Source organism: Pseudomonas grandcourensis, assembly GCF_039909015.1.
Lineage (GTDB): Bacteria > Pseudomonadota > Gammaproteobacteria > Pseudomonadales > Pseudomonadaceae > Aquipseudomonas > Aquipseudomonas grandcourensis.
On the sequence record NZ_CP150919.1, the window covers coordinates 5,951,381 to 5,974,707 of the forward strand.

21 protein-coding genes are annotated in these 23,327 nt (G+C 61.6%); 11 read left to right on the plus strand and 10 right to left on the minus strand.

What is annotated here, in order from left to right; genetic code table 11:
* The first annotated feature begins 156 nt into the window (after nucleotides 1–156).
* The 5 genes from AABM52_RS26735 to AABM52_RS26755 all read left to right on the plus strand — a co-directional run bounded on the left by AABM52_RS26735 (nucleotide 157) and on the right by AABM52_RS26755 (nucleotide 4,995).
* Nucleotides 157–1,452 carry an NCS2 family permease gene (locus AABM52_RS26735; protein WP_046041744.1) on the plus strand — a complete coding sequence of 432 codons (1,296 nt, stop codon included), beginning with the start codon at nucleotides 157–159 and terminating at the stop codon, nucleotides 1,450–1,452.
* Nucleotides 1,449–2,528 carry a tRNA (uridine(54)-C5)-methyltransferase TrmA gene (gene trmA, locus AABM52_RS26740; protein WP_347909236.1) on the plus strand — a complete coding sequence of 360 codons (1,080 nt, stop codon included), beginning with the start codon at nucleotides 1,449–1,451 and terminating at the stop codon, nucleotides 2,526–2,528. Before AABM52_RS26735 ends, trmA begins: the two co-directional genes overlap by 4 nt.
* Nucleotides 2,529–2,642: 114 nt before the next feature.
* The gene (locus AABM52_RS26745; protein ID WP_223449032.1) at nucleotides 2,643–3,554 is read left to right on the plus strand and encodes a LysR family transcriptional regulator; all 912 of its coding nucleotides are present in this window, start codon (nucleotides 2,643–2,645) and stop codon (nucleotides 3,552–3,554) included.
* 140 nt (nucleotides 3,555–3,694) lie between these two features.
* A complete protein-coding gene (aroQ, locus tag AABM52_RS26750; RefSeq protein WP_347909238.1) occupies nucleotides 3,695–4,135 on the plus strand; it encodes a type II 3-dehydroquinate dehydratase in 441 nt (146 codons plus the stop codon).
* Between the two features lie 5 nt (nucleotides 4,136–4,140).
* Nucleotides 4,141–4,995, plus strand: a complete 855-nt coding sequence (locus AABM52_RS26755) for a shikimate dehydrogenase (RefSeq protein ID WP_347909240.1) — start codon at nucleotides 4,141–4,143, stop codon at nucleotides 4,993–4,995.
* A 36-nt stretch (nucleotides 4,996–5,031) separates the two neighbouring features.
* On the opposite strand, the gene AABM52_RS26760 is transcribed toward AABM52_RS26755, so the two are convergent.
* Both AABM52_RS26760 and quiC read right to left on the minus strand, forming a co-directional pair.
* Entirely contained in the window at nucleotides 5,032–5,709 is a 678-nt protein-coding gene (locus AABM52_RS26760; protein ID WP_347909242.1) for a TetR family transcriptional regulator, read from the minus strand.
* A 102-nt stretch (nucleotides 5,710–5,811) separates the two neighbouring features.
* Nucleotides 5,812–7,713: a 3-dehydroshikimate dehydratase QuiC gene (gene quiC, locus AABM52_RS26765; RefSeq protein ID WP_347909244.1), complete on the minus strand. Its 1,902-nt coding sequence runs from the start codon at nucleotides 7,711–7,713 to the stop codon at nucleotides 5,812–5,814.
* 268 nt (nucleotides 7,714–7,981) lie between these two features.
* On the opposite strand from quiC, the gene AABM52_RS26770 reads away from it, so the two are divergent.
* Nucleotides 7,982–9,319: an MFS transporter gene (locus AABM52_RS26770; protein ID WP_347909246.1), complete on the plus strand. Its 1,338-nt coding sequence runs from the start codon at nucleotides 7,982–7,984 to the stop codon at nucleotides 9,317–9,319.
* Nucleotides 9,320–9,382: 63 nt separating this feature from the next.
* Here AABM52_RS26770 and AABM52_RS26775 read toward each other — a convergent pair whose 3' ends face one another.
* The 4 genes from AABM52_RS26775 to AABM52_RS26790 all read right to left on the minus strand — a co-directional run bounded on the left by AABM52_RS26775 (nucleotide 9,383) and on the right by AABM52_RS26790 (nucleotide 13,175).
* The gene (locus AABM52_RS26775) at nucleotides 9,383–10,261 is read right to left on the minus strand and encodes a DMT family transporter (protein WP_347909248.1); all 879 of its coding nucleotides are present in this window, start codon (nucleotides 10,259–10,261) and stop codon (nucleotides 9,383–9,385) included.
* 103 nt (nucleotides 10,262–10,364) lie between these two features.
* The gene (locus AABM52_RS26780; RefSeq protein WP_347909250.1) at nucleotides 10,365–11,180 is read right to left on the minus strand and encodes a sugar phosphate isomerase/epimerase; all 816 of its coding nucleotides are present in this window, start codon (nucleotides 11,178–11,180) and stop codon (nucleotides 10,365–10,367) included.
* 2 nt (nucleotides 11,181–11,182) lie between these two features.
* Nucleotides 11,183–12,238, minus strand: a complete 1,056-nt coding sequence (locus AABM52_RS26785) for a Gfo/Idh/MocA family oxidoreductase (protein WP_347909251.1) — start codon at nucleotides 12,236–12,238, stop codon at nucleotides 11,183–11,185.
* Between the two features lie 160 nt (nucleotides 12,239–12,398).
* Nucleotides 12,399–13,175, minus strand: coding sequence for an IclR family transcriptional regulator (locus AABM52_RS26790; RefSeq protein ID WP_347909253.1), 777 nt, complete (start codon nucleotides 13,173–13,175; stop codon nucleotides 12,399–12,401).
* Nucleotides 13,176–13,351: 176 nt separating this feature from the next.
* On the opposite strand from AABM52_RS26790, the gene AABM52_RS26795 reads away from it, so the two are divergent.
* The 3 genes from AABM52_RS26795 to AABM52_RS26805 all read left to right on the plus strand — a co-directional run bounded on the left by AABM52_RS26795 (nucleotide 13,352) and on the right by AABM52_RS26805 (nucleotide 17,229).
* The gene (locus tag AABM52_RS26795) at nucleotides 13,352–15,118 is read left to right on the plus strand and encodes an FAD-dependent oxidoreductase (protein ID WP_347909255.1); all 1,767 of its coding nucleotides are present in this window, start codon (nucleotides 13,352–13,354) and stop codon (nucleotides 15,116–15,118) included.
* Between the two features lie 260 nt (nucleotides 15,119–15,378).
* Nucleotides 15,379–16,269, plus strand: coding sequence for a neutral zinc metallopeptidase (locus AABM52_RS26800; protein ID WP_347909257.1), 891 nt, complete (start codon nucleotides 15,379–15,381; stop codon nucleotides 16,267–16,269).
* Nucleotides 16,270–17,229, plus strand: coding sequence for an alpha/beta hydrolase (locus AABM52_RS26805; protein ID WP_347909259.1), 960 nt, complete (start codon nucleotides 16,270–16,272; stop codon nucleotides 17,227–17,229).
* A 70-nt stretch (nucleotides 17,230–17,299) separates the two neighbouring features.
* Here the strand turns inward: AABM52_RS26805 and AABM52_RS26810 are convergent, their stop codons facing one another.
* The 3 genes from AABM52_RS26810 to AABM52_RS26820 form a co-directional block, all read right to left on the minus strand.
* Nucleotides 17,300–17,893, minus strand: a complete 594-nt coding sequence (locus tag AABM52_RS26810) for an HAD family hydrolase (protein ID WP_347909261.1) — start codon at nucleotides 17,891–17,893, stop codon at nucleotides 17,300–17,302.
* Nucleotides 17,890–18,759, minus strand: coding sequence for an acyl-CoA thioesterase II (tesB, locus tag AABM52_RS26815; RefSeq protein WP_347909263.1), 870 nt, complete (start codon nucleotides 18,757–18,759; stop codon nucleotides 17,890–17,892). Before tesB ends, AABM52_RS26810 begins: the two co-directional genes overlap by 4 nt.
* 104 nt (nucleotides 18,760–18,863) lie before the next feature.
* Complete coding sequence (locus AABM52_RS26820; RefSeq protein ID WP_347909265.1) at nucleotides 18,864–19,433, minus strand: GNAT family N-acetyltransferase; 570 nt, start codon at nucleotides 19,431–19,433, stop codon at nucleotides 18,864–18,866.
* Nucleotides 19,434–19,511: 78 nt separating this feature from the next.
* On the opposite strand from AABM52_RS26820, the gene AABM52_RS26825 reads away from it, so the two are divergent.
* Together AABM52_RS26825 and AABM52_RS26830 are read left to right on the plus strand one after the other, a co-directional pair.
* Complete coding sequence (locus AABM52_RS26825; protein ID WP_347909266.1) at nucleotides 19,512–20,432, plus strand: histone deacetylase; 921 nt, start codon at nucleotides 19,512–19,514, stop codon at nucleotides 20,430–20,432.
* A gap of 193 nt (nucleotides 20,433–20,625) precedes the next feature.
* Nucleotides 20,626–21,867 (plus strand): TIGR03862 family flavoprotein, encoded by a 1,242-nt coding sequence (locus AABM52_RS26830; protein WP_347912696.1) that lies wholly within the window; start codon nucleotides 20,626–20,628, stop codon nucleotides 21,865–21,867.
* 107 nt (nucleotides 21,868–21,974) lie between these two features.
* Here the strand turns inward: AABM52_RS26830 and AABM52_RS26835 are convergent, their stop codons facing one another.
* Nucleotides 21,975–23,315, minus strand: a complete 1,341-nt coding sequence (locus AABM52_RS26835) for a DEAD/DEAH box helicase (RefSeq protein ID WP_347909269.1) — start codon at nucleotides 23,313–23,315, stop codon at nucleotides 21,975–21,977.
* Nucleotides 23,316–23,327 lie beyond the last annotated feature (12 nt).

Here is a 23,327-nt window from a genome sequence, read left to right on the forward strand (position 1 = left end):
GACGACGATCACCGCCAAAGCAGCCATATTCCCAAGCTACTGGTATGATGCGCGGCTTTTTCCGGCCCACAGTAATTTCCAGGCGCGTTCTGCTGCCTGTGCTTTGCTGTTGAGGTCGATACATTCACGGCGCCCGGCGCGCCACGGGGAGCAGACATGCTGGAAAGGCTGTTTCAACTCAAGGCACACAACACCAACGTGCGGACCGAGATTCTGGCGGGCGTCACGACCTTCTTGGCCATGGCCTACATTCTGTTCGTCAACCCGAGCATCCTCGGCGAGACCGGCATGGACAAGGGCGCAGTGTTTGTCGCCACCTGCCTGGCAGCTGCCATCGGCTCGACGACCATGGGCCTGATCGCCAACTACCCGATCGCCCTCGCACCGGGCATGGGCCTGAACGCCTTCTTCACCTACACCGTGGTCCTGCACATGGGCCATACCTGGCAAGTGGCGCTGGGCGCGGTGTTCATCTCGGCGGTGTGCTTCTTCCTGCTGTCGATCTTCCGCATCCGTGAATGGATCATCAACAGCATCCCGCTGCCGCTGCGCTCGGCGATTGCCGCCGGTATCGGCCTGTTCCTGGCGCTGATCGCCCTGCACAACGCCGGTATCGTGGTCAGCAACCCGGCGACCATGGTCGGCCTCGGTGACCTGAAACAACCGGCCCCGATCCTCGCCACCCTCGGTTTTGCCCTGATCGTCGCCCTCGAAGCCCTTGCCGTGCGCGGTGCGGTGCTGATCGGCATTCTGGTGGTGACCATCGTTTCCATCGTGATGGGCTTCACCCCGTTCGGCGGCGTGATGTCGATGCCACCGTCCCTGGCCCCGACCTTCCTGCAACTGGACATCAAGGGCGCGCTGGACATCGGTCTGGTCAGCGTGATCTTCGCCTTCCTGTTCGTCGATCTGTTCGACAACTCCGGCACCCTGATCGGCGTGGCCAAGCGCGCCGGCCTGATGGGCAAGGACGGCCATATGCCGAAAATGGGCCGCGCGCTGATCGCTGACAGCACCGCCGCCATGGCTGGCTCCCTGCTGGGCACCTCGACCACCACCAGCTACATCGAATCTGCAGCCGGCGTGAGTGCCGGTGGCCGCACCGGCCTGACCGCCGTCGTGGTGGCGATCCTGTTCCTGCTGGCGCTGTTCTTCTCGCCGCTGGCCGCCAGCGTTCCGGCCTTCGCCACCGCACCGGCACTGCTGTTCGTCGCCGTGCTGATGACATCCGGCCTGGCCGAAATAGACTGGGACGACATTACTGTCGCCGCGCCGGTGGTGATCACCGCGCTGGCAATGCCGTTCACTTACTCCATCGCCAATGGCATCGCCTTCGGTTTCATTTCCTGGACCGCCATCAAGCTGATGTCCGGTCGTGGTCGTGAGCTGAACCCGGCGTTGGTGATCCTGTCGATTCTGTTCGTGATCAAGCTGGGTTGGTTCAACGCATGATTTTTGATTCCCAGGCCTACGCCGTTCAGCTCGAAGAAAAGGTCACGCGCCTGCGTGACCTGCTGGCCCCGTTCGATGCGCCGGAGCCAGCCGTTTTCGATTCGCCGCTGAAAAACTTCCGCCTGCGCGCCGAGTTCCGCCTGTGGCGCGAGGCCGGCGAGCGTCACTACGCGATGTTTTCCCAGGAAGACAAACGCACGCCGATCCTGATCGAAGAGTTCCCGATTGCCAGCCTGCGCATCAACCAGTTGATGCCGCAGTTGAAGGCAGCGTGGCAAGCGAGTGCGCCCCTGAGCAACAAGCTGTTCCAGGTGGAGTTCCTGACCACTCTGGCTGGCGACGCGATGATCACCCTGTGCTATCACCGCCCGCTGGACGAGCACTGGCATGCGGCGGCGTCGAAACTGGCAGCCGACCTGAACGTCAGCATCATCGGCCGCTCCAAGGGCAAGCGCGAAGTCATCGGTCACGATTATGTGGTCGAGAAGCTGGAAGTCGGCGGTCGCACCTTCAGCTATCGCCAGCCCGAAGGCGCCTTCACCCAGCCCAACGGCACGGTGAACCAGAAGATGCTCAACTGGGCATACGACGCGCTTGGCGATCGCAGCGACGATTTGCTGGAGCTATATTGCGGCAACGGCAACTTCACCCTGCCGCTCGCTACCCGCGTGCGCAAAGTGCTGGCCACCGAAATCAGCAAGACCTCGGTCAACGCGGCCTTGAGCAATCTCAGCGAAAACGCTGTGGATAACGTCACCCTGGTGCGTTTGTCCGCCGAAGAACTGACCGAAGCCCTGAACGAAGTGCGCCCGTTCCGCCGCCTGCACGGCATCGACCTCAAGAGCTACGAGTTCGGCAGTGTGTTCGTCGACCCACCCCGTGCCGGCATGGACCCGGACACCTGCGAGCTGACCCGGCGCTTCGACAACATCCTGTACATCTCCTGCAACCCGGAGACCCTGGCAGCCAACATCGCCCAACTGCACGACACCCACCGCATCACCCGATGCGCGATGTTCGACCAGTTCCCGTGGACCCATCACATGGAATCCGGGGTGATGCTGACCCGGCGTTGATGACAACCGCACCCACAAAAAAGCCGTCCTCGTGACGGTTTTTTTGTACTCGTGCGCGGGAGACTGATAAATACTGGATCAGTTACTTCATCTGATCCCCCGGTGTAATCAATCATGCAGCGACAATTCGACGATCTTCAGTTGGGCAGCATTGAGCTGTTTTGCCTGGCCGCCGAGGCTGGCAGTTTTACTGCCGCAGCACTGGTGGCGGGTGTCACGCCCGCTGCCGTGAGCCGTTCGGTGTCGCGCATGGAAGAACGCCTGGGCGTGCGCCTGTTTGCGCGCACCACCCGCAGCGTGAAGCTGACCGACAGTGGTCGCCGCTATTACGAGGAGTGCCGCTTGGCCCTGGCGCAACTGATCGAGGCCCAGCGCGAGGTGATGGGCCAGCAGCAAGTGCCGTCCGGCACCTTGCGCATCAGTATTCCGACCACCTACGCACATCATCGAATCTTGCCTTTGTTGCCCGAATTTCGGGCGCGCTATCCGGCGGTTAAGGTCGAGTCGCACATCAGCAATCGCAACATCGATTTCGTCGGCGAAGGCTACGACATGGCGATTCGCGTGCGAGCCATCCCGGATTCCGGCCTGATCGCCCGCCCGTTGGAAGATGCTGCCCTGGTGATGATCGCCAGCCCCGACTACCTGAAACGGGCCGGCACTCCGCAAACCCTCGACGACCTCGAAAACCACGAGTGCATTCAGTACGAATTGCCCAGCAGCGGCCGGCGCATTGCCTGGTTGTTCAACGATGAAGGCGTACCCCGGGAAATTCTCGCCGAGGGCAGCCTCAGTTGTTCCGACGATGTACTGGGCGGTGTCACCTTGGCCAAACACGGGGCGGGGTTGTTTCAGACCTATCGTTTTATCGTGGAAAAGGAACTGGCCGACGGCTCGCTGGTGGAAGTGCTCAAGCCCTATGGCGGGCGCTCCCGGCCGTTTACCTTGCTGTACCCGCAAAGTCGCCATGTACCGCTGCGCTTGAGGGCGTTCATTGATTTTCTGGTGGAGCATTTGCCGCGCTGAACTCCGAAAGTGTCCGATCACCGCCCACAACCCTTCAGCGTGCCTTCACTCCAATTGACCAAATTAACTAGTTAGTACAATTTATCTCCACAGGCCGGGATCCTCGGCCGATTCCAAAAATAATAAGTGGAGAGATTCCGATGTCCCCTATCGTTCTGGTGCTCAACGGCCCGAACCTGAACCTGCTCGGCACTCGTGAACCGGCGACTTACGGCCACGAAACCCTGGCAGACATTTCGACCCTGTGCGCACGTAGCGCCGAAGAGTTCGGCCTGGCAGTGGAGTTTCGCCAGACCAACCATGAAGGCGAATTGCTCGACTGGATTCACGCCGCCCGCGGTCGCTGCGCCGGGATCGTCATCAATCCTGCCGCGTGGACCCACACCTCCGTTGCGATCCGCGATGCCCTGGTCGCCAGCGAACTGCCGGTGATCGAGGTCCACCTGTCCAACGTGCATGCCCGGGAGCCCTTCCGCCACCACTCGTTCGTATCCGCCATTGCAACGGCGGTGATGGCCGGTTTTGGCAGTCATGGCTATCGCCTGGCGCTGGAACACTTCAGTCATCGCTTGAAGGGGTGATCGCAATGACTCAGAACCACGTGATACTGGCCGGGCTGATTGGCGCCGGCATCCAGGCGTCCCGCACACCGGCCTTGCACGAGCATGAAGGCGATGCCCAGGGGCTGCGCTACCTCTATCGCCTGATTGATCTTGATCAGCTGAAGCTCGACAGCAACGCCTTGCCCGACCTGTTGATGGCTGCCGAGCGCATGAACTACACCGGGCTGAACATCACCTTTCCCTGCAAGCAGGCGATCATCCCGCTGCTCGACGAACTCTCGCCGGAGGCCCGCGGTATCGGTGCGGTCAACACGGTGGTGCTCAAGGATGGCAAACGCGTCGGCCACAACACCGACTGCCTGGGCTTTGCCGAGGGTTTTCGCCGGGGCTTGAAAGGTGTTGCCGTTGAACGTGTCGTACAGATGGGCGCCGGCGGCGCAGGTGCGGCGGTGGCCCACGCATTGTTGAGCGAGGGCGTACAACAGCTGAGCATTTTTGACGTGGACATCCGCCGTGCCCAGGATCTGGCTGACAATCTCAATCAGCATTTCGGCGTCGCTCGGGCGGTGGCCGGGTATGACCTGCCCAACGCCATGGCCCTGGCTGATGGCTTGGTGAACACCACGCCGATGGGCATGAAAAAGCTGCCGGGCATGCCGGTGCCGGTCGAGCTGCTGCGGGCCGAATTGTGGGTGGCGGAGATCGTTTACTTCCCGCTGGAAACCGAACTGCTGCGCAACGCCCGCGCCCTCGGTTGCCGGACGCTGGACGGCGGCAACATGGCGGTGTTTCAGGCGGTGAAGGCGTTCGAGTTGTTCAGCGGCGTGGTGCCGGATGCCCAGCGGATGCTTGAGCATTTCCAGAGCATGAATGACTGAATGAGTGAAGTGAGGGGGCAACCCCCTCACCTCGCCTCAGGCTTGCAGGTACCGCAGAACCGACTCGCAAATCATCTCCCGATGACGCTGCTTGATGCCCTCGTCCGGCAGGTCGATCTGGAAAATCTCACCAAAGGTATGGCGGTTCGAGACGCGATAGAAGCAGAACGAACTGATCAGCAGATGCACATCCAGCGGATCAAGCCCGGTACGGAACAGCCCTTGCTCGGCGCCTCGACGCAGAATCTCGCCCAGTGAATCGAGGATAGTGTTGTTCATCGCCTTGATCGCATCGGAGCGCTTCACATACTCGGCGTTGTGAATGTTCTCGATACTGACGATGCGCACGAAATCGACGTTGCGATCATGGTGGTCGAAGGTGAACTCCACCAGCCGCCGAATGGCTTCGATCGGCGCCAGTTCCGTCAGGTGCAGGCGATTTTCGGTGATGCGGATATCGCCGTAGAGTTTTTCCAGCACCTCGACGTAGAGCTGCTCCTTACTGCCGAAGTAGTAATAGATCATGCGCTTGGAGGTGTGGATGCGCTCGGCGATGGCATCGACGCGAGCCCCGGAAAGCCCCTGCTGGACGAATTCGACAATCGCCTCCTGCAGGATGTTTTCGCGGGTCTTTTCCGGGTTGTTCTTGCGACTCTTGCGCGGCTCGGCACCAGGTTCTACGGAGGCTGCGGGGAGTTCTGAGGTCATTGTCATTGCGGGCTCACGGCCATCACTGCACAGGCTGGCGATTATGGGCTGCGCGGCACGGTGAAGGAAGCCGCGCAGCCCACGTTTAATCCCGCGTTTACGAATTACCTACAACTTCGCCTGGCGCAATGCGCCGCTACGGGATTTGGCCATGGCCGCCAGGCGCACCGCGACGTTGGCCGCGCCGTAGCCGGCATAACCGTTTTTACGCTGGATGATCTCGAAGAAGAATCGCCCCTCGAACGGCTCGGTGTACACATGAAACAACTCACCGCCCTGTGCATCGCGGTCGTACAACACATTGTAGTAGGCCAGTTCGCTGAGGAACTCGTCGTCGAAATCGAACCGCGCCGCCAGGTCATCGTAGTAGTTGAGCGGGATATCCAGCAGCGGCACGCCCGCCTCTTTTGCACGACTGACCTGGGCAAAGATGTCATCACAATCAAACGCGATGTGATGCACGCCGGAGCCGCGATAACTCGACAGCGCGTGTGAGATCGCGGTGTTGCGGTTCTCGGAAATGTTCAGCGGCAGGCGGATCGAACTGTCGCGACTGCGCAAGGCACGGCTCTTCACCAGACCATAAGGATCCGGCAGCACGACTTCATCGTCCGCCTCGAAATCCAGCAGGCTCTTATAGAACAGCACCCAGCTGTCGAGGCTGTCGGCCGGCAGCGCCATGGCCATGTGGTCGATGCGCTTGAGGCCGCCGCTGACCGGCGCATCCGCCAGCAGATTGAAGTCGGTGCCGTAGACGTCGGCATCCTGGTCCACCAGATAAATCAGGCTGCCATCCGGCGCACGCACCGCCGCCAGTTCCAGTTCATTGGGACCCACCAGCCCGCGATAGGGCTGGCCCTTGTAGGCCACGGCTCGGGCCAGCGCACTGGCGCTGTCCTTGACCCGCACGGCGGTGGCGCACAACGAAGGGCCGTGGGCCTCAAAGAAACTGTGAGCGAAGGAGTAAGGCTCGGAGTTGAGGATCAGGTTGATATCGCCCTGGCGCATCAGGCTGACGCTCTTGGAACGATGCTGCCCGGCCTTGACGAAACCCAGTCGTTCCAGCCAATGGGCGAGCTTGGCGCCTAGGCTTTCGTCCACGGCAAACTCCAGGAACTCGATGCCGTTGTACTCACTGGCCTTGGGCGTTTCGAACAGAATCTCGGAGTTAGCCGCAGGCTTGGCTTCCTGCGCCAGGCGCTCGCGGGTTTTCTCTTCCAGGTACAGCAACGAACGCAAGCCGTCGGCGGCGTTGGCCCGTGGCGGTGCGGCGCGGAAACCGTCGTTGAAGATCTCCAGCGACAGCGGCCCGGTGTAGCCGCTCTTGATGATCGGCGCGAGGAACCCCGGCAAGTCGAATTCACCCTGGCCCGGGAAGCAGCGAAAATGCCGGCTCCACTCCAGCACGTCCATGGCCAGGATCGGCGCGTCAGCCATTTGCACGAAGAAAATCTTGTCCCCGGGAATCTCGGCGATAGCGCTTGGATCGCCCTTGAGCGACAGGGTGTGAAAGCTGTCCAGCAACACGCCCAGGCTTGGGTGATCGGCCTGACGCACGATGTTCCACACCTGTTGCCAGGTGTTCACATGCCGGCCCCAGGCCAGCGCTTCGTAACCGATGCGCAGGCCCCGTGCTCCGGCGTGCTCAGCCAGCAGGCGCAAGTCGTCGACCAGGATCTGCTCATCACCGATGGACTCGGCCGAGGCGTTGCTGCACACCAGCACCAGGTCAGTGCCCAGCTCCTGCATCAGGTCGAACTTGCGTTCGGCGCGTTCCAGGTTGCGCGACAGGCGATCGCGGCGGCAGCCTTCGAAATCGCGGAACGGTTGAAACAGCGTGATGGCGATCCCGAGATCGGCGCACATCTGTTTAATTTCCCGCGGACTGCCGTCGTAGTAGAGAAGGTCGTTCTCGAAAATCTCGACGCCGTCGAAACCGGCGGCGGCAATGGCTTCGAGTTTTTCCGGCAGGGTACCGCTCAAGGATACGGTGGCAATGGAACGCTGCATGTTTCGGCTCCCGGTGGAGGCTTCGGCTACAGGGAATTTGCGCCGCTTTTAAAAGAGTGAGGGGATTATTGAGCCGGGTTGGCCATTGGGCAATTTAAAGTGTACTACCCAGTTAGTTTTGTGTTCGATTATCGAACACAATGGCCGATAGCGAATTGACGATTTTTTGTTCGCTGCGCAACATCGTCCTCACATTAAGTCCGGACACGCAGCACCGGCCGCGATGTCCAAAACACCAAATAACAAATTCAAAAAACGGGTGGTACACATGATTCCTTCCCAAAGCTCTCGCATGGCTCCAGCCATGAACGTCACTGCCGGCGGTATCGGCGACAAGATTCGCGGCGCCATGGCCGTCGGCAAAACCCGTTGGGGCATGCTGGCGCTGGTGTTCTTCGCCACCACCCTGAACTACATCGACCGCGCCGCCCTGGGCGTGATGCAGCCAATCCTGGCCAAGGAAATGAGCTGGACGGCGATGGACTACGCCAACATCAACTTCTGGTTCCAGGTCGGTTACGCCATCGGCTTCGTGCTGCAAGGCCGCTTGATCGACCGGGTCGGCGTCAAGCGCGTGTTCTTCTGCGCGGTGTTGCTCTGGAGCCTGGCAACCGGCGCCCACGGCCTGGCCACTTCGGCGGTCGGCTTCATGGTTTGCCGATTCATCCTCGGCCTGACCGAAGCGGCAAACTATCCGGCCTGCGTGAAAACCACCCGCCTGTGGTTCCCGGCCGGCGAGCGCGCCGTGGCCACCGGCATTTTCAACGCCGGCACCAACGTCGGTGCGATGTTCACACCCATGCTGCTGCCACTGATCCTGCACGTCTGGGGCTGGCAGGCCGCGTTCCTGTGCATGTCGGCACTGGGCGGGATCTGGCTGCTGTTCTGGGGCCTGAAGTACTTCAACCCGGAAGACCATCCGAGCGTCAAACAGTCGGAGCTGGACTACATCCAGAACGAAGTCGAACCGGAACAAACCCGCGTACCGTTCTCGAAAATCCTGCGCATGCGTGGCACCTGGGCCTTCGCCCTCGCCTACTCGATGACGGCGCCGGTGTTCTGGTTCTACCTGTACTGGCTGCCGCCGTTCCTCAACCAGCAATACAACCTGGGCATCAACGTGACCCAGATGGGTATCCCGCTGATCATCATCTACCTCACTGCCGACTTCGGTAGCGTTGGCGGCGGCATCCTCTCCTCGTTCCTGATCGGTCGCGGCGTCAATCCGATCAAGGCGCGACTGATGTCCATGTTCCTGTTCGCCTGCTGCATCATCGGCGTGATCATGGCGGCCGGCTCCAGCAACCTGTGGGTCGCGGTGTTCGCCATCTCCCTGGCCATCGGCGCGCACCAGGCCTGGACCGCGAACATCTGGAGCCTGGTGATGGACTACACGCCCAAGCACATGATGAGTACGGTGTTCGGCTTCGGCGGCATGTGTGCGGCGATTGGCGGGATGTTCATGACCCAGCTGGTCGGCCACATCCTGACCGTCACCAACAACAACTACACCGTGCTGTTCACCATGATTCCGGCGATGTACTTCATTGCGCTGACCTGGATGTACTTCATGGCACCGCGCAAGATTCCGAATGTAGAAGACTGATGTTCCCTCGGCGCAGGCCCGATCTCGGGCCTGCGCTTTTTTTTGCCTGCGTTTTACCGCAGCTTAGCGACGGCTCTGCTGCCAGGCCGCTGCCAACCCGCTGCAGCAGATCACGGCAATGCCGAGCACGGTGGTCGGTGTCGGCGTATGGGAAAACAGCAGCCAGCCCAGCAGGCCGGCGAAGATGATCTGGCAGTAGCTGAACGGCGCCAGCAGTGCTGGTGCCGCGAGACGGAAAGCCTGGGTCAGGAACAGGTGAGCCGTCATCCCGCAGGCCCCCAGCGCCAGCATCATCGCGCCATGCACCAGGTTCGGCGTCTGCCAGAAGAACGGCACCAGCGCACTCATCACCAGCGTGTTGCACAAGCCTGCGAAGAAGTTGCTGGTGGTCGGGCTGTCGATATCGCTGAGCTTGCGGGTCAGCAGTTGATAGAAACAGAAAAACAGCGCCGAACAGAACGGCAGCAACACCGCCGGGGTAAACAGATCACCACCAGGGTGAACGATGATCAGCACCCCGCTGAAACCGAAAATCACCGCCAGCCATTGCCCCCGCGTCACCCGCTCGCCAAGCAGCGGTACCGACAACGCGGTGACCAACACCGGCGCGAGGAAGTTGACCGACGTGGCCTCGGCCAGCGGGATGTACATCAGCCCCGTGGTGAAAAACAGACTGGTGCCCAGCAGGCACAGCGCCCGGATCACCTGCAGTAATGGCCGTTTTGTACGCAGCACCCGCAGCCCGGATTGCGGCAGGAAAATCCCGGCCATCAGCAAGGTATGAACCACGTAACGCGCCCAGACCACCATGACAATGGGATAGAAACCGGAGAGGTATTTGGAAAAGGCGTCGTGGCTGGAAAACAGGAAGGTTGCGACAACGATCAGCAGGATGCCTTTGAAGGGCTGATTGACGCCGGAAAGCGGGGTGCTGACGGTCATGGGGTTTCCTTACTTGAAATCAAAAGCATCACGGGCAAACCACGCTTCCACCTGGTCAGCATAGAACCTGTGTGGCTTGCCCGAGATAGATGCGCAGCACCGATTAGAGCCGCGCCAACAATTCCCGGGTTTTATCCAGCGCCATCTGCGCCCGGTCCAATCCACTCACGCCCTGCTCCAGCAACTGCACCGTGGGAATCTCCAGGCTCAATGGAATGTCAGCCGGCAAACCGCGCAACAACCCCGGCAGGTCACAATCGCCATCGCCGGGGAAACGCCTTTCGTTACGCGCCTGACGCAAGATCTCCGCCATGTCGGCCGGCCGTGGTCCTGCGACGTCACACAACTGTGCATACCGTAACCGTGAGGGGGCAACTTTGGCCAGATCTTCCAGCCGCGATCCAGAGCGGTCGAAGTGGAAGGCGTCGACCAATACGCCGCCGTTTTCACGCCCGGCGTTTTCCACGATGCGCGTAGCTTGTTGAAGATTGCGCGCATCGGTCCAGGGCATGAACTCCAGGTGCGGGTGCAGCCCATAGGCTGCTGCCAGATCACAGAGCTGGGCAAAATGCTGCGTCAGCCGCTGTTCGTCAGGATCGTTACCGGCCACCAGCAACTCACTGGCGCCGAACTCGGCACCCACCGCGAGGATTTTCTCGAAATCGGCGACGATGGCTTCCGGCTTGAGCCGCAGGATTTCGACGTCCAGCACCCGAATACCGGTATCGCGCAGACGCGCCAGGGTCTGGCGCCGCAATTCGTGGTCGGCCACCAGGGCAAAATGGTGCTCCTCCGGAGTCGCCGGTACCAGACGCAAACCGACATGGCTGTAACCGGCCCGCGCGGCGACCTCGACCATGTCGGGCGGTGACAACTCCAGCACGGTCAGGCTGGCCAGGGAGAAGATACGCTCGCTCATGCTCAACCCTCGATCACGGATGGCGCGCAGGCACGCCCGGTTTCGGCGGCTTCGCGGATGGCTTCGATCAGCGCCAACGTACGCGCGGCATCGGCGGCACTCACCAGTGGCTCGACTTCCCGACGTGCAACGCGCACGAAGTGTTGCAACTGCAAACGCAGGGCTTCATCGGCACTGAAGCTTTCCTGGGTTGCCTGCAACGGTTGATGCCAGCCGCCGTCGACTTCGTCGTAGTGCCAGCGTTTAAGTTGCGGAATGCTCAGCGCCCCACCTGTCCCGGCCAGCAGATAGCACGGCTGATCAGGATGACGCGGATACACCGGGTTCTCCCCCGAATCCAGCTCCCAGCTCCAGGGCGCCGCCACCGCATCGGAGCCGGTCAGGCTGCCCAGTGCACCGTTGTCGAATTGCAGCAACACTGCCGCGCAATCCTCGTTGGCAAACCCGCGAATGGCATTGCTGGTGATGGCCTGAACCTGACGCACTTCACCGCATAAGTGCCGCAGCAGATCAAGGTCGTGGATCAGGTTGGTCAACAACATCCCCGCACCGGCCTCGCGGCGCCAGGGTGTTTCGAAATAGCTGTCGGGCTTGCGCAACTGCCAGAGCGCCGTGACCGTGGTCAACCGACCCAATGCGCCGCTGTGGACAAGTTCGTGGGCACGGACGATCAGCGGATTGTGCCGGCGGTGATGTCCGACCAGTACCGGAACGCCAGTCGCCTTCGAGGCAGCCACCAACTCCCTGGCTTCATCCAGGTGCACGCCCACCGGTTTTTCCAGCAATACCGGCACACCGGCCGCGAGGCAATCGAGGGCCGTGCTGACGTGCTGCGTGTTCGGGTTGGCGACTATCACGGCGTCCGGCTTCGCCTGCTCCAGCATCTGACGATGATCGGCGAAACAGGCTACGCCCCATTGAGCCGCAAGACTGGCCGCCTGCGGTCCGGGATCGGCCACGGCGCACAACGTCACTTCAGCCAGGGATTGCAGGTGCTGGTAGTGCTGCTGGCCCATGTTGCCTGCACCGATCAGGGCGATGCGAAGTGGCGAATTCAAGATGCGGTCCTCTTGTGAGTGTTATTGGAGCGATGAATTCCAATAATTTAGAACCTGGTTCCAGATTCTTACACAGACCTGTCCTGAAAGTGTTCGAACAGCGCACAGCTTCTCAAGCTGAACAAAGAGCTCGCTCCTACAAAGTTTTTTTGCGAGGGTCTTAAGCAAACAACTCCGACGCCAAACTCGCCGCCGACAACTCCTCGGTGTACGCCAGCAACAACGGCGCCAGCTCATGCAGCCGCGCCCCCGGCATCCGTGCACTCGGCCCGGCGATGCTGAGCACACCGATCACCCGTCCATCGGCGGGATGGCGCACCACTGCCGCAATCGCCGAAGTGCCCACCGCCGAGCTTTCTTCAACCCAGGCGTAGCCTTGCTCCCGCGCCAGACGCAGGCGTTCGAGCAATTCGATGTTCGAGCGTGGCGCGTTCGGCCCCACATGTTCCGGCACCTGCGCACCCTGCCGTTCCACCAGCGACAAGGCTTCGGCATCGCTCATGCACGCCAGCCACGCATGCCCCGAGGCTGTGTAGAACAACGGCGCATCGCGGCCCATGTCCGGGTCGTAACGCAGACCGGAGCGCGCGCCCTGGGATTTGGCGATCCAGGTCTGACGCTCACCGTCGATCACCCCGAGACGCACCAGCTCGCCGGTTGCCTGAGCCAGGCGGTCAAGCACCGGCTGCACGATATCGGTACCGCTGCTCGACAGGTAACGGAAGCCCATCGCCACCAGTTTGGTCGAGAGGTGATAACGCAAATTATCCGGATTCTGCCGCACATAACCGAGGCGGATCAGCTCGGCCAGCAGGCGATGGGTCGCGCTCTTGGGGATGTCCAGTTGCTCCGCCAGGGTCTGCATCGGCAGGCCATGGGGATCGCTGGTGAGGCTTTCGAGCACACTGAAAACACGTTCGATCTGACTGCCGGCCATGGTCGCTTCCACGCAAAATTTGCTCGATTCTAGAAGACAACCGCACGAATGCGAAATCTGGAACTGACCGTTCGATAACCGCCCGTTTTACGCCCCCCAGACTTGTTCGGCCTCACCCGATTCTTATATTTTCCGGAACCAGATTCCACAAAAAATAAAACACCGGAGTTCAAACAATGCCTGCCGAAGCGCACTTTCTTCCCGACATCGACTGCGATGTGCTGATCGTTGGCTCCGGTGCGGCGGGACTGTCGGCGGCCGTGACCGCCGCGTGGCACGGGCTGAAAGTCATAGTGGTGGAAAAGGACCCGGTGTTCGGCGGCGCCACGGCCTGGTCCGGTGGCTGGGCCTGGGTGCCCTGCAACCCGCTGGCCCGACGCGCGGGCATCGTCGAAGACGTTGAACTGCCGCGTACTTACCTGAAGCACGAACTGGGCGAGCGTTTTGATCCGGCGATGATCGACGCTTTCCTGGAGGCCGGCCCGCGGATGGTGTCGTTCTTCGAGCAGCACACTTCGCTGCAATTTTCCGACGGCAATGCCATTGCCGACATTCATGGCGACACGCCCGGGGCCGGCACCGGTGGACGCTCGGTGATCGCCGCCCCTTACGACGCACGCAAAGTCGGCACGCTGCTCAAGCGCCTGCGCAAAACCATGCGGGAAACCTCGTTCATGGGCATGCCGATCATGGCGGGGGCGGACCTCACGGCATTCCTCAACCTGACCCGCTCACTGTCGGCGGCCTGGCACGTTACCCGGCGTTTCAGCCGGCACCTGTTCGACCTCGCCATGCATGGCCGGGCGATGCAACTGGTCAACGGCGTGGCCTTGGTGGCACGGCTGGCGAAATCCGCCGATGACCTCGGCGTGTCGCTCTGGGAATCAGCGCCCGTGACCCGATTGCTGCGCGAGAATGATCAGGTACGAGGTGCAGTGGTCATCACCGCCAAAGGCTCGGTGCGCATCCATGCACGCAAGGCCGTGGTGCTCGCCGCGGGTGGTTTCGCCAATGACATCGCACGCCGCAAGGCACTGTTCCCCCGTACACCGACCGGGCATGAGCATCTGGCCTTGCCGCCCCTCGGCGTTTGCGGCGATGGCCTGCGCCTGGGCGAAAGTGCCGGTGCCAGGGTCAATAGCGACATGGCGTCCGCCGTCGCCTGGGCGCCGGTTTCGCAGGTGCCGCACAGCGACGGCAGCACGGGGCACTTCCCGCACATCATCGAGCGGGGCAAACCCGGCATCATCGGTGTGCTGAGCAACGGCCAGCGCTTCGTAAATGAAGCCAACGGATACTACGACTACGTTACGGCCATGGTCGCCACCGCTCCGCCGGGTGAAGAAGTGGCGTCGTGGCTGATCTGCACCCATGGCTTTCAGCGTCGATATGGCCTGGGCATCTCTCGGCCATTTCCGGTGCCGCTGTCATCCTTCATCCGCAGCGGCTATCTGAAAACCGGCAACACCCTTGAGGAATTGGCTGCTGCCTGCGGCATCGACCCGGTTGGCTTGCGCAGCACCGTGTCGGACTACAACCGCCACGCGCGCAACGGCGAGGACCCGCAGTTCGGTCGTGGTTCCACGCCCTACAACCGCAAGCAGGGTGACGCACTGCAACGACCCAACCCATGCGTCGCACCGATCGAGCAAGGCCCCTTCTATGCCGTGAAAGTCCAGCCGGGCTGCTTCGGCACCTTCGCCGGACTCAAGGTCAACCAACATGCCCAGGTCCTGGATGGCGCGGCGCAACCCATCGCCGGCCTGTACGCGGCGGGCGGCGACATGGCCAGCATCATGGGCGGCCACTACCCCGCTGGCGGCATCAACCTTGGCCCGGCGCTGACCTTCGGCTACATCGCCGCGCACCACATCGCAGGCGTCACTGCTTATGAAAAGGAGATCGACCATGCGGCACAAACGAGATCGTCAGGTCAACCCTGACTTTGCGCCGGTATGGGATGCATTCGACGAATAATCCGCAAGACCGGCGATCGCTCTCTCGATAAAAACCTATCGCAGGACGGAATTCGACGGGATATCCGTGTTCAATACAAACCTGAAACCTTCTCGGCAGCCCCTCGCGGGTGGCCGGGAATCAGCCTGTGCGCGAAAAAAAGACGGACGACCGGACTGGCGCCGCTCCCACTTGGCAGCAACACTCATCGCACGGAGCTTTACCCGGAACAGAAGAGGATTCCCACATGCTATGGAAAAAAGGCCGACGCAGCGACAACGTGGTCGACGCCCGTGGCGATGAGGTCGGCGGCGGTGGCGGCATGCGTTTTGGCGGCGGCAAGGGACTGAGCCTTACGGCGATCCTCCTGATTGTCGGCATCGGCTGGATCACCGGCCAGGATCCGTTGCAGATCCTTGGACAACTGACCGGGCAAATGGAGCAACAATCGGCGCCCGCCACCAACCAGAGTCGACAGGCACCGCCGGCCAATGATGAGAGCGCGGAGTTCGTGCGTTCGATCCTCGGCGATACCGAGGACACCTGGGGCACAATTTTTCAGCAGGCCGGCCGCCAATATAAGGACCCGACCCTGGTGCTGTTCAGCAACCGCGTGAATTCCGCCTGCGGTCTGGCCACCTCGGCGACCGGCCCCTTCTATTGCCCGGCCGACCAGAAGGTCTACCTGGACATGGCGTTCTTCCAGGAAATGTCCCAACGCTTTTCCGCCGCGGGCGACTTCGCCCAGGCCTACGTAATCGCTCACGAAGTCGGACACCATGTGCAGACCTTGCTTGGGGTTTCCGCGAAAATTCAGGCAGCACGCCAGCAAGGTCGGCAGATGGAGGGCGATGGCGGTTTGCTGGTTCGTCAGGAACTGCAAGCCGATTGCCTGGCCGGTGTCTGGGCCAACCATGCGCAGAAGCGCCTGAACTGGCTGGAACCGGGCGACATCGAAGAAGCACTGAACGCAGCGAACGCCATCGGTGACGATCGTTTGCAGCAACAGGGTCAGGGCCGCGTGGTCCCGGACTCGTTCACCCACGGTACGTCGGCGCAACGGGTGCGCTGGTTCAAAACCGGTTTCGCCCAAGGCCAGGTTGGCCAGTGCGATACCTTTGCGGCGAAAAATCTGTAAATGAAGAAGTGGTTGTTGGTTGTTCTGTTTACTTGCGCAACGTCCCAGGCCGCCGAGCATGGGGTCAAGGAACTCAGCTCTGGGCGCCTGCTGTTGAAATCAGGTGAAATCGCGGTGGGCATCAGCCCCGCCCCGGCAAAAATCGAACGGGTGCTGATCATCCTCCACGGTCGCTTGCGCAACGCGCAAACCTATCTGCAGAGCGGTGAGCACGCGGCCGAACTGGCCGGGCAAAGCGCAACGACCCTGGTGATTGCCCCGCAATTTCTCAATGAAACCGACGTTGCGGTCCATCCGGTGGCCGACACCGTTTTGCGCTGGCAAGGCAATGAATGGATGGCAGGCGGCGAATCCACAGCACCGTTTCGGCTGAGCTCCTACGCGGCGCTCGACGAAATCATCGCCCGCTTGGGTGACCGTCAGCAGTTTCCGGATGTGAAGCAAATCGTCATCGCCGGGCACTCCGGTGGCGCGCAGGTGGTTCAGCGCTATGCATTGCTCGGTCACGCGCAATCCGACCTAGATGCGGCCGGCGTGCAGGTGCGCTACGTGATCGCCAATCCGTCCTCCTACGCTTATTTCGATGAGCGTCGACCGGTGGCGTTCAGCCACGCCGGTTGCCCGCAATTCGATCGTTGGAAATATGGGCTGACGGATTTACCAGCCTACGCCGAAGGACAAACCGCCGCGCAGTTGCAGGAAAGTTACCTCAAGCGTGAAGTCGTTTATCTGCTGGGGCAGCAGGACACCGACGCTAATCATCCGGCGCTGGATAAAAGCTGTGAGGCCAGCGCGCAAGGGCCCTCTCGATTGGCCCGCGGGCGTTTTTACTTCGATTATCTGAAGCGGCTGCAACCGCAAGGGTTGAAGCAGCAACTGATTGAAGTGCCCGGGGTCGGGCATGACGGGGATGGGATGTTTACCTCGCCGGAGGGGCAGAAGGCGTTGTTTGGGCAGTAGGTTTTTCGGGGCTTGAACTGACGCCATCGCGAGCTTGCTCGCGATGGCGGATTAGCAGGCAACATTTTCTTCAAGCGCAAAGCATTTGACGCAACGCCACACAATCCGCCGCATGCCAATCGGTCAATTCCGGCCATGGATTATCCGGCAGATTCACCAGCACAGTCCGCGCTCCCGCTGCCCGCCCGCAATCGAGATCGAAGCGGTAATCACCAACCATCACCATCTCGCTCGCCGGCACCTTCCACGCTTCGGCCAGTTTCAATAGCCCGCCCGGATGCGGCTTGGGCGGTGCATCATCGCGGCCCAACACATCCTCGAGCGCAAAGCAGTCGGCCAGGCCAATGGCCTCCAGCGTGACATGGGCCAGCTCCCGGGCATTGCGCGTGAGAATGCCCAGGCGATACCCGCGCCCGGCCAGTTCGCGCACCAACTCCACCGCACCCGGTGCCGGTTGCGAACCGAGGGCCAGGTCCCGCTCATGCTCCAGCAGCCATGCATGTTTGGCCGCAGCCTCCTCGGCCGGCAGTGCGGCGAGGTGGGTCAGGATGTCGTGTTCGGCAGGGATCGCCAACGCCACGCGAATCGCCGCGAAGTCGTGCACGGCCACGGTCAGGGTGCCGTCCATGTCGAACACCCAGTGACGCACGTCGGCCAGGCTCATGCCCAATCCTTGCGGTGACGGATCAAGCCTTCCTGGGTGACCGAGGCCACCAGTTGCCCGGCGCGGTTGAACACGCTGCCACGGGAGAATCCACGGGAGTTGCCGGCCCACGGACTGTCCATCGCGTAGAGCAACCAGTCATCGGCGCGCAGATCCTGGTGGAACCACAGCGCGTGATCGAGGCTGGCGACCTGCATGTCCTTGTGCCAGACCGACTTGCCGTGGGGCTGCATCGAGGTGACCAGCAGACCGAAATCCGATGCATAGGCCAGCAGGTATTTATGCAGCGCCGGCGAATCGGCCAACGCCCCGTCGGCGCGGAACCAGACGTACTTGACCGGGTCGGAGGGCAGCGGGTTGTAGGGATCTTTCTCGGTCACCGGGCGAAATTCGATCGGCTTCGGGCACAGCAGTTTTTCGCGCATTTTCTCGGGGATCAGGTGCGCGCGCTGCTGGGTGATCTCCAGCTCCGATGGCAGGTTTTCCGGACCGACCACTTGCGGCATTTCGCTCTGGTGCTGGAAGCCTTCTTCGTCGTACTGGAACGACGCACTGCAGGTGAAAATCGGGTGGCCCTTCTGGATCGCCGTCACCCGACGCGTACTGAAACTGCCACCGTCACGCACCCGGTCAACCTGATACACCACCGGCAATCCGGCATCGCCCGGACGCAGGAAATAGCCGTGCATCGAATGCACATGGCGCGCCTCTTCCACCGTCTGACTGGCCGCCGACAGCGACTGGCCGAGCACCTGACCACCGAACAGCTGACGAAAGCCCAGGTCCTGGCTACGGCCACGGAACAGGTTTTCTTCGATCGGTTCCAGGGTCAGCAGGTCGACCAGATCATCCAACACTTGGCTCATTCAGATGCTCCTCACGCAAAACATTGCCGCGCAGCCTTGGCTGCAACGCTCGATTCAGTTTCTGGACTCGGCCCATGAGGGCCATTGTAAACGTCCGTGTCAGGTTATCCATGCAAGGTTTGCAGCCATTGCTCGCGGCTAATGCGATACAGCACATGCCGACGCAACGGATGATCGGCTTCGAGTCGCGGGTGATCGAAGTCATTTTCCGGATCATGGTGCATGCCGATGGCCTGCATGACTTTCTCTGATGGCAGATTGGTTTGCGTGGTGAAGGCCACCAGCTCTTTCAGCGGCAAACGGTCGAACCCGCAGCGCAGAGCGGTCCACGCCGCTTCACTGGCGTAACCCAAGCCCCAGTGCTCGCGGGCCAGGCGCCAGCCGATTTCCGTGGCCGGGGTAAACGGTGCGTCGAAACCGACCACGCCAAGCCCGGTAAACCCGATGAACTGACCAGAGTCCTTGCGCTGCAAAGCCCAGAGACCATAACCATGCTCGGCGAAATGACCACGGATTCGCCCGATCAATGATGCGCTTTCCAGCCGGCTCAAGGTTGCCGGGAAATAGCGCATCACCTGCGGATCGGCACACATCGCCGCAAAGTCAGGTAAATCTTCATCGCGCCACTGGCGCAACAGCAGCCGAGCGCTTTCAAGTTCCAGTATTGGCTCCATTGCTCCCCGCCCTCCGTTTGCATGCCGCAAGTCTACAACGCTGGTAGGATCCTTCTCTCATTCCTGAATGAAATCATCATGCCGCTCCCGCTGATTTATCACGAAGACTACAGCCCCGAGTTTCCGGCGGATCACCGCTTTCCCATGGACAAGTTTCGCCTGTTGCGCGATCACCTGGTGGACAGCGGCCTGACCCGCGACGCGGACCTGCTGCGCCCGGAGCTGTGCCCTACAGAGATTCTCGCCCTCGCCCATGACCCTTCGTATATCGAGCGCTACATGAGTGGCGAATTATCCCGCGAAGACCAGCGCCGCCTCGGCCTGCCCTGGAACGAAGCCCTGGCCCGGCGTACGGTGCGGGCGGTCGGTGGCTCGTTGCTCGCGGCCGAGCAGGCGCTGGAGCATGGTCTGGCCTGCCACCTGGCGGGCGGCACCCACCATGCGCACTACGACTACCCGGCCGGCTTCTGCATCTTCAATGACCTGGCGGTGATCAGTCATTACCTGCTGGAAAGTGGTCGGGTGAATCGGGTGCTGATCTTCGATTGCGACGTACATCAGGGCGACGGGACCGCACGAATACTGCACAACACTCCGGAGGCGGTGACCGTTTCCCTGCACTGCGAAAAGAATTTTCCTGCGCGCAAGGCCGAAAGTGACTGGGACATTCCGCTGCCCAACGGCATGGGCGATGCCGACTATCTGAAGGTGGTGGACGATGCACTCAACTACCTGCTGCCGCTCTACCAACCGGACCTGGTGCTGTATGACGCCGGGGTCGATGTGCATAAGGACGACGCCCTGGGTTATCTGAAGCTGACAGACGAAGGCGTCGCCGCCCGCGATGAAAGCGTGATGCGCCATTGCCTGGGCCGTGACATTCCTGTGGTCGGGGTAATCGGCGGCGGCTACAGCAAGGACCGCCAGGCCCTGGCCCGCCGTCACGGCATCCTTCATCACAGCGCGCAGCGCGTCTGGCAGTCATCAGGTTGTCACTGAGCTGTGGATGCTTTACCCACAATGCCTGTGGAACTGCCTGTGGATAACCTGAGTGAAAGGGCCTGCAGCCCATGCTGCGTATAGGCTACAGAACGGTGGTTGTTTTTTAACCAGCATTAGCAAACACCACCGCCCCCTGTGGGACGGGGCTGGTAGAATGCCCGGCTTATCCCGCCAGACCGCAGCGCATCCCATGACCCGATCCTCGTCAGCCCTCCCCCCTCACGTCGCCATCATCGGCGGTGGCCCCGCCGGTCTGATGGCGGCCGAAGTGTTGAGCCAGGCCGGGATCAAGGTCGACCTGTACGACGGCATGCCCTCGGTCGGACGAAAATTCCTCCTGGCCGGCGTCGGCGGCATGAACATCACACACTCCGAAGCCTACCCGGCGTTTCTCTCGCGCTACGCCGAACGCGCCCCGCAGATCGCCCCGCTGCTGCGCAGCTTCGGCGCCGAAGCGCTGCGCCAGTGGATTCATGACCTGGGCATCGAAACCTTCGTCGGCAGCTCCGGCCGGGTATTCCCCACCGACATGAAGGCCGCACCGCTGCTGCGCGCCTGGCTCAAGCGCCTGCGCGACAGCGGCGTAGTTATCCACACCCGCCACCGCTGGCTCGGCTGGGACGAGCGTGGCGGTTTGCGCATCGACAGCCCGGAAGGCGAAAAAGCCGTGCAAGCCGATGCCATCCTGCTCGCCCTCGGTGGCGGCAGTTGGTCGCGGCTGGGTTCGGACGGTGCTTGGATGCTGCCACTGGAGCAACACGGTGTCGGACTGGCGCCGTTGCAACCGAGCAATTGCGGCTTCGAGGTGCAGGCCTGGAGCGAGTTGATGGTCAGCAAATTCGCCGGCGCGCCGCTGAAAAACATCGCCATCGGCCTTAACGACGACGTGCCGCGACTCGGCGAATGTGTGATTACCGCCACCGGGATCGAAGGCAGCTTGATCTACGCCCTGTCGGCACCGATCCGCGAGGCAATCAACCGGCACGGCTCGGCAACCATTCATTTTGACCTGTTGCCGGGCCGGCCTGTGGATAAAGTTCAGGCGGCGTTGAGCAAGCCCCGGGGATCGCGCTCCATGGCCAAGCACCTGCACAGTCAGTTGGGCATCGATGGGGTCAAAGCGGCGCTATTGCGTGAGCTGACCAGCGCCGACTGCTTTGCCGACATGGCCTTGCTGGCCAAATCGATCAAGGCATTGCCACTGACGCTGGTGAAAACCCGTCCACTGGACGAGGCCATCAGCAGCGCGGGTGGCGTGTTGTTTGAAGCGATGGATGAGCGATTGATGCTCAAGCAACTGCCTGGCGTGTTTTGCGCCGGGGAAATGCTCGACTGGGAAGCGCCGACGGGCGGCTATCTGCTGACTGCGTGTTTTGCCAGTGGGCGGGCGGCCGGAATTGGAATGATTGAGTGGTTGCAGCGCAAGGGCTGAAGACCGAGGCGCGCCCTTCGCAAGCAGGCTCACTCCTACAGAAAAATGCATTCCTACTGTAGGAGCGAGCCTGCTCGCGATGGCGGCTTAACAGACGCCGGGAAAAATCAAGGCTTGCGCTTACGCGGCCCGGTATTGAACACCGGCACCTTGCGCACAGGCTTGATCGAAGGCTCTGCCGGCGCAACCTCTCCGCTATCAACCCACCGACCCAGATTGCGTTTACCACCGCCACCACCGGAAGCCTTGGGCTTCTTCGGTTTCTTCGGCTTCTTGACGACCTGGCCACTGGCATCGGTGTCCGGCACGCGGTGTTCAGGTTCGAAGTCCGGCTCGTTCTGCCGCTTCAAGGTCTGGCGGGTCAGCGTCTCGATGGCCGACAGCAGATTCACTTCATCGGCGCAGACCAGGGAAATCGCCTCGCCCGTCGAACCCGCGCGGCCGGTACGACCGATGCGGTGGATGTAGTCTTCAGCGACGATCGGCAAGTCGAAGTTGACCACCAACGGCAGGTCTTCGATGTCCAAGCCACGGGCCGCCACATCGGTGGCGACCAGAATCTGCACTTCACTCGCCTTGAAACGGTCCAGTGCGCGCTGACGAGTCGCCTGGGGTTTGTCGCCATGGATACCGTCGGCATTGATGCCCAGGCCCTGAAGTTTATCCACCAGCGCGTCCACGCCGTTGCGGGTCTTGGCGAACACCAGCACCTGCTTCCACTTGCCCTTGCGCATCAGATGCACGAACAGTTCCGGCTTGCGCTTCTTGTCCACCGTCACGATCCACTGCTTGACGGTGTTGGCCGCGACGTTGCGCGGGCTGACTTCAATGGTCAGCGGATCGTTGAGCATCTGCCCGGCCAGCAGGCGGATGTCATCGGAGAAGGTCGCGGAGAACAGCAGCGTCTGACGTCTCGAAGGCAGCGCGCGGTAAATGTTCGCCAGCTCCTCGGAAAAACCCAGATCGAGCATGCGGTCAGCTTCGTCCAGCACCAGGGTCTGCAGTTGGTTGAACTTCAGCGCGTTCTGGCGGAACAGGTCGAGCAAGCGGCCCGGGGTCGCCACCAACAGGTCGACACCGCTGCGCAGCTTCATCATTTGCGGGTTGATGCTGACCCCGCCGTACACCGCGTAAGTACGCAGCGGCAGATTCTCGGCGTACTGGCGCACGGCTTCGTGAACCTGCTCGGCCAGCTCGCGGGTCGGTACCAGGATCAGCGCGCGGACCGAGTTGGCGGTGACTTTCGGCCCTTCCATGGCCAGCAGTTGCAACAGCGGCAGGGCGAAACCGGCAGTCTTGCCGGTGCCGGTCTGGGCGGCGGCCATCAGGTCGCGACCGGCCAGCACCGCCGGAATGGCTTGCGCCTGAACCGGCGTCGGAGTCTGGTAGCCGAGCGTCTCGAGAGAGCGCAGCAAGGGTTCGATCAGGCCAAGAGTGGCGAAAGTCATGGGAGTACCGTA

Bases quoted from the DNA above. Each gene is read 5' to 3' on its own strand.
- AABM52_RS26790 (WP_347909253.1), bottom strand. From the start codon at position 13,175: ATGGCCGGCAGTCAGATCGAACGTGTTTTCAGTGTGCTCGAAAGCCTC.
- AABM52_RS26755 (WP_347909240.1), top strand. From the start codon at position 4,141: ATGACTCAGAACCACGTGATACTGGCCGGGCTGATTGGCGCCGGCATC.
- aroQ (WP_347909238.1), top strand. From the start codon at position 3,695: ATGTCCCCTATCGTTCTGGTGCTCAACGGCCCGAACCTGAACCTGCTC.
- AABM52_RS26780 (WP_347909250.1), bottom strand. From the start codon at position 11,180: ATGAGCGAGCGTATCTTCTCCCTGGCCAGCCTGACCGTGCTGGAGTTG.
- trmA (WP_347909236.1), top strand. From the start codon at position 1,449: ATGATTTTTGATTCCCAGGCCTACGCCGTTCAGCTCGAAGAAAAGGTC.
- tesB (WP_347909263.1), bottom strand. From the start codon at position 18,759: ATGAGCCAAGTGTTGGATGATCTGGTCGACCTGCTGACCCTGGAACCG.
- AABM52_RS26795 (WP_347909255.1), top strand. From the start codon at position 13,352: ATGCCTGCCGAAGCGCACTTTCTTCCCGACATCGACTGCGATGTGCTG.
- AABM52_RS26735 (WP_046041744.1), top strand. From the start codon at position 157: ATGCTGGAAAGGCTGTTTCAACTCAAGGCACACAACACCAACGTGCGG.
- AABM52_RS26770 (WP_347909246.1), top strand. From the start codon at position 7,982: ATGATTCCTTCCCAAAGCTCTCGCATGGCTCCAGCCATGAACGTCACT.
- AABM52_RS26800 (WP_347909257.1), top strand. From the start codon at position 15,379: ATGCTATGGAAAAAAGGCCGACGCAGCGACAACGTGGTCGACGCCCGT.
- AABM52_RS26745 (WP_223449032.1), top strand. From the start codon at position 2,643: ATGCAGCGACAATTCGACGATCTTCAGTTGGGCAGCATTGAGCTGTTT.
- AABM52_RS26835 (WP_347909269.1), bottom strand. From the start codon at position 23,315: ATGACTTTCGCCACTCTTGGCCTGATCGAACCCTTGCTGCGCTCTCTC.
- AABM52_RS26830 (WP_347912696.1), top strand. From the start codon at position 20,626: ATGACCCGATCCTCGTCAGCCCTCCCCCCTCACGTCGCCATCATCGGC.
- AABM52_RS26775 (WP_347909248.1), bottom strand. From the start codon at position 10,261: ATGACCGTCAGCACCCCGCTTTCCGGCGTCAATCAGCCCTTCAAAGGC.
- AABM52_RS26810 (WP_347909261.1), bottom strand. From the start codon at position 17,893: ATGAGCCTGGCCGACGTGCGTCACTGGGTGTTCGACATGGACGGCACC.
- AABM52_RS26760 (WP_347909242.1), bottom strand. From the start codon at position 5,709: ATGACAATGACCTCAGAACTCCCCGCAGCCTCCGTAGAACCTGGTGCC.
- AABM52_RS26825 (WP_347909266.1), top strand. From the start codon at position 19,512: ATGCCGCTCCCGCTGATTTATCACGAAGACTACAGCCCCGAGTTTCCG.
- AABM52_RS26820 (WP_347909265.1), bottom strand. From the start codon at position 19,433: ATGGAGCCAATACTGGAACTTGAAAGCGCTCGGCTGCTGTTGCGCCAG.
- quiC (WP_347909244.1), bottom strand. From the start codon at position 7,713: ATGCAGCGTTCCATTGCCACCGTATCCTTGAGCGGTACCCTGCCGGAA.
- AABM52_RS26805 (WP_347909259.1), top strand. From the start codon at position 16,270: ATGAAGAAGTGGTTGTTGGTTGTTCTGTTTACTTGCGCAACGTCCCAG.